This window comes from Pseudomonas thermotolerans DSM 14292, from assembly GCF_000364625.1.
Taxonomy (GTDB): domain Bacteria; phylum Pseudomonadota; class Gammaproteobacteria; order Pseudomonadales; family Pseudomonadaceae; genus Aquipseudomonas; species Aquipseudomonas thermotolerans.
Map to the genome: position 1 here is coordinate 79,187 of NZ_KB822600.1, position 11,732 is coordinate 90,918.

At 67.3% G+C, this 11,732-nt stretch carries 10 protein-coding genes and 1 pseudogene; 9 read left to right on the forward strand and 2 right to left on the reverse strand.

The features are described from left to right. The 9 genes from murD to lpxC all read left to right on the forward strand — a co-directional run bounded on the left by murD (window position 1) and on the right by lpxC (window position 10,436). A complete protein-coding gene (murD, locus tag H165_RS0101950; protein ID WP_026146284.1) occupies window positions 1-1,347 on the forward strand; it encodes a UDP-N-acetylmuramoyl-L-alanine--D-glutamate ligase in 1,347 nt (448 codons plus the stop codon). Beyond that, window positions 1,347-2,582 (forward strand): putative lipid II flippase FtsW, encoded by a 1,236-nt coding sequence (ftsW, locus tag H165_RS0101955; RefSeq protein WP_017937219.1) that lies wholly within the window; start codon window positions 1,347-1,349, stop codon window positions 2,580-2,582. Before murD ends, ftsW begins: the two co-directional genes overlap by 1 nt. Further along, a complete protein-coding gene (gene murG / locus H165_RS0101960) occupies window positions 2,579-3,652 on the forward strand; it encodes an undecaprenyldiphospho-muramoylpentapeptide beta-N-acetylglucosaminyltransferase (protein ID WP_017937220.1) in 1,074 nt (357 codons plus the stop codon). The genes ftsW and murG overlap by 4 nt, the downstream gene beginning before the upstream one ends. After that, window positions 3,645-5,087: a UDP-N-acetylmuramate--L-alanine ligase gene (murC, locus tag H165_RS0101965; RefSeq protein ID WP_017937221.1), complete on the forward strand. Its 1,443-nt coding sequence runs from the start codon at window positions 3,645-3,647 to the stop codon at window positions 5,085-5,087. Before murG ends, murC begins: the two co-directional genes overlap by 8 nt. Then, window positions 5,084-6,028 carry a D-alanine--D-alanine ligase gene (locus H165_RS0101970; RefSeq protein WP_017937222.1) on the forward strand — a complete coding sequence of 315 codons (945 nt, stop codon included), beginning with the start codon at window positions 5,084-5,086 and terminating at the stop codon, window positions 6,026-6,028. Before murC ends, H165_RS0101970 begins: the two co-directional genes overlap by 4 nt. Before the next feature lie 4 nt (window positions 6,029-6,032). After that, window positions 6,033-6,911 (forward strand): cell division protein FtsQ/DivIB, encoded by an 879-nt coding sequence (locus H165_RS0101975; protein ID WP_017937223.1) that lies wholly within the window; start codon window positions 6,033-6,035, stop codon window positions 6,909-6,911. 19 nt (window positions 6,912-6,930) lie between these two features. Continuing rightward, complete coding sequence (ftsA, locus tag H165_RS0101980; RefSeq protein WP_017937224.1) at window positions 6,931-8,178, forward strand: cell division protein FtsA; 1,248 nt, start codon at window positions 6,931-6,933, stop codon at window positions 8,176-8,178. Window positions 8,179-8,230: 52 nt separating this feature from the next. Next, entirely contained in the window at window positions 8,231-9,409 is a 1,179-nt protein-coding gene (gene ftsZ, locus H165_RS0101985; RefSeq protein ID WP_017937225.1) for a cell division protein FtsZ, read from the forward strand. Window positions 9,410-9,524: 115 nt separating this feature from the next. Continuing rightward, a complete protein-coding gene (gene lpxC, locus H165_RS0101990) occupies window positions 9,525-10,436 on the forward strand; it encodes a UDP-3-O-acyl-N-acetylglucosamine deacetylase (protein ID WP_017937226.1) in 912 nt (303 codons plus the stop codon). A 130-nt stretch (window positions 10,437-10,566) separates the two neighbouring features. Here the strand turns inward: lpxC and H165_RS19025 are convergent. Then, window positions 10,567-10,752: pseudogene (locus tag H165_RS19025) on the reverse strand (transposase); the annotation flags it as partial. Window positions 10,753-10,925: 173 nt separating this feature from the next. After that, window positions 10,926-11,387: a DciA family protein gene (locus H165_RS0102000; RefSeq protein WP_017937228.1), complete on the reverse strand. Its 462-nt coding sequence runs from the start codon at window positions 11,385-11,387 to the stop codon at window positions 10,926-10,928. Window positions 11,388-11,732: the final 345 nt, after the last annotated feature.

Sequence of the window (11,732 nt, forward strand, 5' to 3'; positions counted from 1 at the left end):
GTGTCGTTGATCGCATCCGACCAGTTCCGCATCGTCGTCGGGCTCGGCAAGAGCGGCATGTCCCTGGTGCGCTTCCTGGCTCGCCAGGGCGTGCGCTTCGCCGTGGCCGACACCCGCGCGAACCCGCCGGAGCTGGAAACCCTGCGGCGCGACTTCCCGGGCGTGGAAGTGCGCTGCGGCGAGCTGGATGTGGATTTCCTGTGCCGCGCCGCGGAGCTCTACGTGAGCCCCGGCCTGGCCCTCGCCACCCCGGCCCTGCAGGCAGCCGCTGCGCGTGGCGTGAAGTTGTCCGGCGACATCGAGCTGTTCGCCCGCCACGCCAAGGCGCCGATCGTGGCGATCACCGGCTCCAACGCCAAGAGCACCGTCACCACCCTGGTCGGTGAGATGGCCAGGGCGGCTGGCAAGCGTGTGGCGGTGGGAGGCAACCTGGGTACTCCGGCGCTCGACCTGCTGGCCGACGACATCGAGCTGTACGTGTTGGAGCTGTCCAGCTTCCAGCTGGAGACCACCGAGCGACTCAACGCCGAGGTGGCCACCTGCCTGAACGTCAGCGAGGACCACATGGATCGCTACAGCGGTCTGCCGGCCTACCACCAGGCCAAGCACCGGATCTTCCGCGGTGCCCGCCAGGTGGTGGTGAATCGCGAGGATCCACTGTCCCGGCCGCTGGTCGGCACGGACGTGACGGTCTGGAGCTTCGGCCTCGACAAGCCGGACTTCAAGGGCTTCGGGCTGATCGAGGAAGCCGGCGAGAAGTACCTGGCCTTCCAGTTCGACAAGCTGTTGCCGGTCTCCGCGCTGAAGATCCGCGGCGCCCATAACCAGGCCAACGCCCTGGCCGCCCTGGCTCTCGGGCATGCCGTGGGCCTGCCGTTCGCGCCGATGCTGGAAGCCCTGCAGACCTTCGGCGGCCTGCCGCACCGCTGCCAGTGGCTGCGCGAGCGCCGCGGGGTGAACTACTACGACGACTCCAAGGCCACCAACGTGGGCGCCGCTCTGGCCGCCATCGAGGGCCTGGGGGCCGACATTCTCGGCAAGCTGCTGCTGATCGCCGGCGGCGACGGCAAGGGTGCCGATTTTTCCGCGCTGCGCGAGCCGGTGGCCCGCTACTGTCGCGCCGTGCTGCTGCTCGGCCGCGATGCCGAGCTGATCGCTCGGGCGCTGGGCGACGGCGTGCCGCTCGTGCGGGTCAAGACCCTCGACGAGGCGGTGGCGCGCGCCGCCGAGCTGGCCGAGGCGGGCGACGCCGTGCTGCTCTCGCCTGCCTGCGCGAGCCTGGACATGTTCAAGAACTTCGAGGAGCGCGGCCGTCTGTTCGCCGCTGCGGTGGAGGCGCTCGACTGATGCTCGCCAGACTGCCCGGCATCTTCCAACCCTATCCCTCGCCGCTGCTCAGTCGCCGCGGTGTGGATATGGATTTTCCGCTGCTCGCGGGCTGCCTGGCACTGCTTGGCCTCGGTCTGGTGATGATCACGTCGGCCTCTTCGGAAGTGGCGGCGGCGCAGAGCGGTACTCCGCTGTATCACATGGTTCGCCACCTGGTTTACGTGGCCATCGGCCTGGTCGCCGGCGGGCTGACCCTGCTGATCCCCATGAGCTTCTGGCAGAACGCCAGCTGGAAGCTGCTGATCGCCGGTTTCGTGCTGCTGCTCCTGGTGCTGGTGCCGGGCATCGGCCGCGAGGTGAACGGTTCGATGCGCTGGATCGGCTTCGGCATGTTCAACGTGCAGCCCTCCGAGCTGGCCAAAGTGTTCGCGGTGATCTTCCTCGCCGGCTACCTGGTGCGCCGCCAGGAGGAAGTGCGGGAGAGCTGGATGGGCTTCTTCAAGCCCTTCGTGGTGCTGATGCCGATGGCCTTCCTGCTGCTCATGGAACCGGACTTCGGTGCCACCGTGGTGCTGATGGGCGCGGCGGCGGCCATGCTGTTCCTCGGCGGCGTCGGGCTGTTCCGCTTCGGCCTGCTGGTGGCTCTGGCGGTCGCCGCTGTGTTCGTCCTGGTGCAGGCCCAGCCGTACCGCATGGCACGCCTGACCAGTTTCACCGATCCCTGGGCCGATCAGTTCGGCTCCGGCTACCAGCTGTCCCAGGCGCTGATCGCCTTCGGCCGCGGCGAGTGGTTCGGTGTGGGGCTCGGCAACAGCGTGCAAAAGCAGTTCTACCTGCCGGAGGCGCACACTGACTTCGTGTTCTCGATCCTCGCCGAGGAACTCGGCCTGGTCGGCGCCCTGGCCACCGTGGCGCTGTTCGTGTTCGTCACCGTGCGCGGCCTGTACGTCGGCCTGTGGGCCGAGAAGGCCGGGCAGTTCTTCGCCGCCTACGTGGCCTATGGGCTGTCCTTCCTGTGGATCGGCCAGTTCCTGATCAACATCGGGGTGAATGTCGGCCTGCTGCCTACCAAGGGCCTGACTCTGCCGTTCCTCAGCTACGGCGGCAGCTCGCTGGTGGTCTGCTGCATCTGCCTGGGCCTGCTGCTGCGCATCGAGTGGGAGCGCCGCACCCAGTTGGGCAGCGAGGAAATCGAATTCCGCGAAGAGGATTTCGCCGAGGATGAGTTGTCGCTAGGGGAGTCCGGCCGATGAGTGCGAATGTCCTGATCATGGCGGGCGGCACCGGGGGGCACGTGTTCCCGGCGCTGGCCTGTGCCCGGGAGTTCCAGGCGCGCGGCTACCGCGTGCACTGGCTGGGCACCCCGCGCGGCATCGAGAACGAGCTGGTGCCCCAGGCCGGCCTGCCGCTGCACCTGATCCAGGTCAGCGGCCTGCGCGGCAAGGGCAAGCTGGCCCTGCTCAAGGCTCCGTTCCAGCTGCTGCGCGCGCTCTGGCAGGCGCGGCGGATCGTCAAGCAGGTGCAGCCGGTCTGCGTGCTGGGCATGGGCGGCTACGTCACCGGTCCGGGTGGCCTGGCCGCACGGCTGGCCGGCGTGCCTCTGGTGATCCACGAGCAGAACGCCGTGGCCGGCACCGCCAACCGCGGTCTGGCGCTGTTCGCCCAGCGGGTCTGCGAGGCCTTCCCGAATACCTTCAGGAACGCTGGCAAGCGTCGCCGCACCACCGGCAATCCGGTGCGCGAGGAGCTGTTCCTGGAAACCCCGCGCGAGCCCCTGGCCGGTCGTCGGCCGCGCCTGCTGGTGCTGGGCGGCAGCCTCGGCGCCGAGCCGCTCAACAAGCTGCTGCCGGCGGCGCTCGCCCTGCTGGCCGCGGAGCTGCGTCCCGAGGTGGTGCACCAGGCCGGCAAGCAACACGCCGAGCTGACCGTCGAACGCTACGCCGATGCCGGCGTCAAAGCCCACGTGGTGCCGTTCATTCAGGACATGGCCGGCGCCTATGCCTGGGCCGATCTGGTGGTCTGCCGTGCCGGCGCGCTGACCGTCAGCGAGCTGGCGGCTGCCGGCCTGGCCTCCTTCCTGGTGCCTCTGCCCCATGCGATCGACGACCACCAGACCCAGAACGCCAAATACCTGGCCGAGGAGGGCGCCGCTCTCCTGCTGCCGCAAGCGACCACCGATCCCGAGGATCTGGCCGCGTACCTGACCGAGGTTTTGATGCAACCCGAACGACTGATTCAGATGGGCCGCCAGGCACGCCGGCTGTCCATGCCCGATGCCACCCGCCGGGTGGTCGATATCTGCCTGGAGGTGGCCTATGGCTGAGAAGAGCAAGCCCGTGCCGCATCCGGCCATGCGCCGCATCCGCCGTGTCCACTTCGTCGGTATCGGCGGGGTGGGGATGTGCGGCATCGCCGAGGTGCTGCTCAACCTCGGCTACCAGGTGTCCGGCTCCGACCTCAAGGCTTCGCCGGTCACCGAGCGGTTGGCCAGCTTCGGCGCCAAGATCTACATCGGCCATCGCGCGGAGAACGCCGAGCAGGCCGACGTGCTGGTGGTGTCCAGCGCCGTCAACCCCAGCAACCCGGAGGTGGCGGCCGCCCAGGAGCGGCGCATTCCGGTGGTGCCGCGCGCCGAGATGCTCGCCGAGCTGATGCGCTACCGCTACGGCATCGCGGTGGCCGGCACCCACGGCAAGACCACCACCACCAGCCTGATCGCCTCGGTGTTAGCCGCCGGCGGCCTGGACCCGACCTTCGTGATTGGCGGCCGCCTGACTGCCGCCGGTACCAACGCCCAGCTTGGCTCCAGCCGCTACCTGGTGGCCGAGGCTGACGAGAGCGACGCCAGCTTCCTGCACCTGCAGCCGATGGTCGCGGTGGTCACCAACATCGACATGGACCACATGGGGACCTACCAGGGCGACTTCGGCAAGCTCAAGAAGACTTTCGTCGAGTTCCTCCACAACCTGCCGTTCTACGGCCTGGCGGTGCTCTGCGTGGATGACCCGGTGGTTCGCGAGATCCTCCCTCAGGTGGCCCGCCCGACCGTCACCTACGGCCTCGCCGAGGACGCCGACGTGCGTGCCATCAATGTCCGTCAGGACGGCATGCAGACCCACTTCACCGTGCTGCGCAACGGCCTGGCTCCGCTCGACGTGTCGGTCAACATGCCGGGCCTGCACAACGTGCTGAACGCCCTGGCGACCATCGCCGTGGCCACCGACGCGGGCATCGAGGACGCCGCCATCGTCCAGGGCCTGTCCGGCTTCCAGGGTGTCGGCCGGCGCTTCCAGGTGTACGGCGAGCTACCGGTGGAAGGCGGCAGCGTGATGCTGGTCGACGATTACGGCCACCACCCGCGGGAAGTCGCCGCGGTGATCAAGGCGGTGCGCGGCGGCTGGCCGGGCCGCCGCCTGGTGATGGTCTACCAGCCGCACCGCTACACCCGCACCCGCGACCTGTACGACGACTTCGTGCAGGTGCTCGGCGACGCCAACGTGCTGCTGCTGATGGAGGTCTACCCGGCCGGCGAGGAGCCGATCCCCGGCGCCGACAGCCGTCAGCTGGCCCATAGCATCCGTCAGCGCGGCCAGCTCGACCCCATCTACATCGAGCGCGGCACCGACCTGGCGCCGCTGCTCAAGCCGCTGCTGCGTGCCGGCGACATCCTACTCTGCCAGGGCGCCGGCGACATCGGCGGGCTCGCTCCGCAACTGATCAAGCACCCGCTGTTCGCAGTGGAAGGTAAGTCCCAATGAGTGCCCTGAATTCCACCCTCGATCCCCGCGCCTTCGGTCGTGTCGCCGTGCTCTTCGGCGGCAAGAGCGCCGAGCGGGAGATCTCCCTGAAGTCTGGCAGCGCCGTGCTGGCCGCGCTGCAGAGCGCCGGGGTCGACGCCTTCGGCATCGACGTCGGTGACGATATCCTCGTCCGCCTGGCCGGCGAGCGCATCGACCGTGCCTTCATCGTCCTGCACGGCCGCGGCGGCGAGGACGGCAGCATGCAGGGCCTGCTCGAATGCGCCGGGATTCCCTACACCGGAAGCGGCGTACTGGCCTCGGCGCTGGCCATGGACAAGCTGCGCACCAAGCAGGTGTGGCAGAGCCTCGGCCTGCCGACACCGCGCCACGCGGCGCTAGCCAGTGCCGACGACTGCCGTGCCGCGGCGACCCAGCTGGGCTTCCCGCTGATCGTCAAGCCGGCCCACGAGGGCTCGAGCATCGGCATGGCCAAGGTGCACGACCTCGACGAGCTGATCGCCGCTTGGCAGGAGGCCTCGCGCTACGACTCCCAGGTGCTGGTCGAGCAGTGGATCCAGGGGCCGGAATTCACCATCGCCATGCTGCGCGGCGAGATCCTTCCGCCGATCCGCCTAGGGACCCCGCACAAGTTCTACGACTACGAGGCCAAGTACCTGGCCGACGACACCCAGTACCTGATTCCCTGTGGCCTGGACGCCGCCAAGGAGGCGGAGCTCAAGGAGCTGACCCGGCGCGCCTGCGAGGCGGTCGGCGTGCAGGGATGGGCTCGCGCCGACGTGATGCAGGACGCCGACGGCCGCTTCTGGCTGCTCGAGCTGAACACCGTGCCGGGGATGACCGACCACAGTCTGGTGCCGATGGCCGCACGGGCCGCCGGCCTGGACTTCCAGCAGCTGGTCCTGGCGATTCTCGCCGACAGCGTAGAGACGCGAGGCTAAGTCGATGCGCGGCGCCACTCTCCGTCACCAGCAACCCGGTACCGGCCGCGTCCTGTCGCGCAAGCCGGCGCCGCGGGGCGCCAGCCGGATGGTGGCCAAGGAACCGCTGTCGGCGCGTCTGCCGAAACCGGACCTGGGGTTCCTGCGCCGCCTGCTCTGGCCGGTGCTGCTCGGTGCGCTGGGTTTCGCCACCTACCAGGGCGCGCAGTACCTGCTGCCCTATGTGGACCGACCGATCGGACGGGTCAGCGTCAGCGGCGAGCTCAGTTACATCAACCAGCAGGTGGTGCAGCAGCGCCTCGCGCCGTTCGTGACCGGCGCCAGCTTCCTCAGCGTGGACCTCGACGGCATGCGCCGGGAGCTGGAGGGCATGCCCTGGATCGCCCGTGCCGAGGTGCGGCGGATCTGGCCCGATCAGGTGGTGATCCGCCTGGAGGAACAACTGCCGGTGGCCCGCTGGGGCGATGGCGCGCTGCTCAACAACCAGGGGCAGGCGTTCACCCCGCGGGATCTGGACAACTACGAGAGCCTGCCGCAGCTGGTCGGTCCGCAGCGGGCCCAGGAGCGGGTGATGCAGCAGTACCAGATGCTCAGTCAGATGCTGCGCCCGTTGGGCTTCGCCATTACCCGTCTGGAGATGCGTGATCGCGGCAGCTGGTTCCTGCGTGCCAACGAGAGCAGCAGCGGGCAGAGCATCGAGCTGGCGCTCGGGCGCGACCATCTGGTGGAGAAGATGCGGCGCTTCATCGCCGTGTACGACAAGACGCTCAAAGAGCAGATCGCGAATATTGCGCGCATCGACCTGCGCTACCCCAACGGCATGGCCGTGGCGTGGCGCGAGCCGGTGGCGCCGACGGCGGCCGAAGTCGCTGCCGTCCAGTGAGTCAGGAGAGGCAACAAGAATGGCAAACGTGCAGAGCGGCAAGATGATCGTCGGCCTCGACATCGGGACTTCCAAGGTAGTGGCCCTGGTCGGCGAGGTGGCGACTGACGGTCAGTTGGAAATCGTCGGGATCGGCACGCATCCGTCGCGTGGCCTTAAGAAGGGTGTGGTGGTGAACATCGAGTCCACCGTGCAGTCGATCCAGCGCGCCATCGAGGAAGCGCAGATGATGGCCGGTTGCCGCATCCACTCGGCGTTCGTCGGCGTGGCCGGCAATCACATCCGCAGCCTGAACTCCCACGGGATCGTCGCCATCCGCGACCGCGAGGTGAGCGCCGCCGACATCGAGCGCGTGCTGGACGCTGCCCAGGCAGTGGCCATTCCGTCCGACCAGCGGGTGCTGCACACCCTGCCGCAGGACTACGTGATCGACAACCAGGAAGGCGTGCGCGAGCCGCTGGGCATGTCCGGCGTGCGCCTGGAAGCCAAGGTGCACGTGGTGACCTGTGCGGTGAACGCCGCGCAGAACATCGAGAAGTGCGTGCGCCGCTGCGGCCTGGAGGTCGACGACATCATTCTGGAGCAGTTGGCCTCGTCCTATTCGGTCCTCACCGAGGACGAGAAGGAGCTGGGCGTGTGCCTGGTCGACATCGGCGGCGGTACCACCGACATCGCCATCTTCACCGAGGGGGCGATCCGTCACACCGCGGTGATCCCGATCGCCGGTGACCAGGTGACCAACGACATCGCCATGGCTCTGCGCACGCCGACCCAGTACGCCGAGGAGATCAAGGTGCGCTACGCCTGCGCTCTGGCCAAGCTGGCCGGCGCCGGGGAAACCATCAAGGTGCCCAGCGTCGGTGACCGGCCGCCGCGCGAGCTGTCCCGCCAGGCCCTGGCCGAGGTGGTCGAGCCGCGCTACGACGAGCTGTTCACCCTGATTCAGGCCGAGCTGCGGCGCAGCGGCTACGAGGACATGATCCCCGCCGGGATCGTCCTCACCGGCGGCACCGCGAAGATGGAAGGCGCGGTCGAGCTGGCCGAGGAGATCTTCCACATGCCGGTGCGCCTGGGTATGCCGCAGGGCGTCAAGGGCATGGGCGACGTGGTGCGCAATCCCATTTATTCCACGGGTGTCGGGCTGCTGCTGTACGGCCTGCAGAAACAGAACGATGGCATCGGCAGTTCCGCCAGCGGACTGTATGCGGACGAAGCCCGGCTACCCGTGCTGGAACGGCTGAAACGCTGGGTCCAGGGCAACTTCTGAAGATGTTCCACCGCAGTAGGCATTACAACGAGAAAGCAAAGGAGAGGGGAAAATGTTCGAGCTCGTAGACAACGTACCGCAAAGTGCAGTGATCAAAGTGATCGGTGTCGGTGGCGGTGGCGGTAACGCCGTCAACCACATGATCCGCAACAACATCGAGGGCGTGGAGTTCATCTGCGCCAACACCGACGCCCAGGCGCTGAAGAACGTCAGCGCGCGCACCGTGCTGCAGCTCGGCTGCGGAGTGACCAAGGGCCTGGGAGCCGGTACCAACCCGGAAATCGGTCGGCAGGCGGCCCTGGAGGACCGCGAGCGTATCGCCGAAGTGCTGCAGGGCGCTGACATGGTGTTCATCACCACCGGCATGGGCGGCGGTACCGGTACCGGTGCGGCGCCGATCATCGCCGAAGTGGCCAAGGAAATGGGCATCCTCACCGTCGCCGTGGTGACCCGTCCGTTCCCCTTCGAGGGCCGCAAGCGCATGCAGGTCGCCGAGGAGGGCATCCGCGCTCTGTCCGAGCACGTCGATTCGCTGATCACCATCCCCAACGAGAAGCTGCTGACCATCCTCGGCAAGGACGCCAGCCTGCTGTCCGCCTTCGCCAAGGCCGACGACGTGCTGGCCGGCGCCGTGCGCGGCATCTCCGACATCATGCAGCGTCCCGGCCTGATGAACGTCGACTTCGCCGACGTGAAGACCGTGATGGGCGAGATGGGCATGGCTATGATGGGCACCGGCTGCGCCAGCGGTCCGAACCGTGCCCGCGAGGCCACCGAGGCAGCGATTCGCAACCCGCTGCTGGAGGACGTCAACCTGCAGGGCGCCCGCGGCATCCTGGTGAACATCACCGCCGGTCTGGACCTGTCCCTCGGCGAATACGCCGCGGTGGGCGAGATCATCGAGGCCTTCGCCTCAGAGCAGGCCACCGTCAAGGTCGGCGCGGTGATCGATCCGGAAATGCGCGACGAACTGCACGTCACCGTGGTGGCCACCGGTCTGGGGGCGCGTCTCGAGAAGCCGGTCAAGGTGGTGGACAACACCGTCCCGGCCGCCGCTCTGAACACCGCCGGCATCGCCCGTCCGGAACAGACCACGGTCAACTACAAGGATTACGAGCGACCCACCGTGCAGCGTCAGAGCCACGCCGGTTCGGCCGCACCGAAGCTGAACAGCCAGGATGACTTGGATTACCTGGACATCCCGGCGTTCCTGCGTCGGCAGGCCGATTGATAGTATCAATCAGGAGTATTGGGGTGATTGGCGTTTTTCAGCAAGGGCTGGCTCTGCTATCATCGCCAGCCATTGTTGAAAACAGTTCGCAACTAGTGCTATAGCGGCCAAAGCCATGATCAGACAACGCACCCTGAAGAACATCATCCGGGCCACGGGTGTCGGCTTGCATTCCGGGGAGAAGGTCTACCTGACCCTGAAGCCGGCGCCGGTGGATACCGGCATAGTGTTCCGTCGCACCGACCTCGATCCTGTCGTGGAGATCCGCGCTCTGGCCGAGAACGTCGGGGAAACCACCATGTCGACCACCCTGGTCAATGGTGATGTCAAGGTGGACACCGTAGAGCACCTGCTTTCGGCCATGGCTGGCCTGGGTATCGATAATGCCTACGTCGAGCTCTCGGCGTCCGAAGTGCCGATCATGGATGGCAGCGCCGGTCCCTTCGTATTCCTGATCCAGTCCGCTGGCCTGCAGGAGCAGGAGAAGGCCAAGAAGTTCATCCGCATCAAGCGTGAGGTGACGGTGGAAGATGGCGACAAGCGCGCCACCTTCGTGCCGTTCGACGGCTTCAAGGTGACCTTCGAGATCGACTTTGATCACCCTGTGTTCCGCGGCCGTACCCAGCGAGCCTCGGTGGACTTCTCCAGTACCTCGTTCGTCAAGGAAGTCAGCCGTGCGCGGACCTTCGGCTTCATGAGTGACCTGGAGTACCTGCGCTCGCACAACCTGGCACTGGGTGGCAGCGTGGAGAATGCCATCGTGGTGGACGAGGACAGCGTGCTCAACGAGGACGGCCTCCGTTACGAGGACGAATTCGTCAAGCACAAGATCCTCGACGCCATCGGCGACCTCTACCTGCTGGGCAACAGCCTGATCGGCGAGTTCCGCGGCTACAAGTCTGGCCACGCGCTGAACAATCGCCTGCTGCGCGCCCTGATCGCGCAGAAGGACGCCTGGGAAGTGGTGACCTTCGAAGACGTGAAAAGCGCGCCGATCTCCTACATGCGGCCGGTGGCCGCTGGTTAGTAAACTCTCCCTATGCTTTCTTCTTGAGGCCACCTTCGGGTGGCCTTTTTTATGGTTCATCGCGCCTTTCCGGGGAGGGCGGCCTTGATTTTCAGGAAGAAGTAGGCTGGGTCTCGGGATCCGTAGGCAACGCGGTGTTCATGTTTACGGCGACCGCCTCGATATGTGCCCGGCCCTCTTCGCCCCGCCATTCGAAGAAAGGCCGGATCGCCTCGCGACTATCGCCTTCGCCCACCCACAGCACACGCGAGCGCTCGGCATCCATGATCACCGTTACGTAGCGGTGCCCCTTGTGCAGGGCGAATTCATCCATCACCCACATGGCATCGTGCATGACGGGGCAGCGGAAGAGGATCGGGTGGTTTGGCGACTGCCAATCTACCAAGCTCCGAACCGCCAACCACTACTTCCCCCGGATTGCGCGAAGAACCTTTTCATGTGCGGGATTTCGGAGCCCGCAGGCGTGATGGTCGGCGAAGGGGCGGGAGGTCAGGCCTGCGTGGCGTCATCCGCACGGCGGGCCAGACGCTCCAGAGCGGCGCGCAGGCGCGGGTCGCGGATGTGCTCGGCGGTGGCGCGGATGCTCTCGGCGGCACTGGCCGAGAGGGGCGCGCAGCGTCCCCGGCCCTGGCTGGGCGTGGGCGGCGGCTGCACTTTGAAGAGGATGCGGTGCAGTCCGGCGAATTCCGGCACGCCCTGCAGCTGGCGCAGCAGGCGGCGCTGCTGGTAGCGCAAGCGGGTCGCCCAGTGGCCGTCGGTGACCACCAGCAGCAGGCTGCCGTCGTGCCAGGCAGCGACGTGACAGTGTTCGCGGGCAGCCGGCTGCAGCTGGGCATGCACCAGCTGCTGCAGCCGGGCTAGGCGCTCGGCCTGGTCGAACAGGCCCTGCAGCGGCTTGGCGGTGCGCAGCAGAGCGGCAGGCGTGCGGGCCGGCAGGGGATGGAAGCTCATGGCGATGCGTTTCGGACTGGGAGGCTCCAGGATGTTAGGGCCTGGGTCCGTCTACCGGCAAGTGATTGCCCGATGTTGCGCCGCCGCCGGGCCGGCCAGGGGGCAGGAGTGGCGGCCGGGAATCCGCACTGCACGGGCGCCGTACCGCCACCGGGAGCGTGCGCTGGAGCGCCCCAGACAACGGCGTCTGGCGCCGTCCCGTGGCCATGAACCGTGTACCAGTCACAAACCTGGCTAGTTTCCTCGTCTCCGATTCCGAGTAGAATGCCCGCTTCCCTAGCAGTCCGTGAGGCTGCGCGGGCGCCCTGCGAGGCCGCCCTCCATCCATAGTGTGGAAGACCCTGC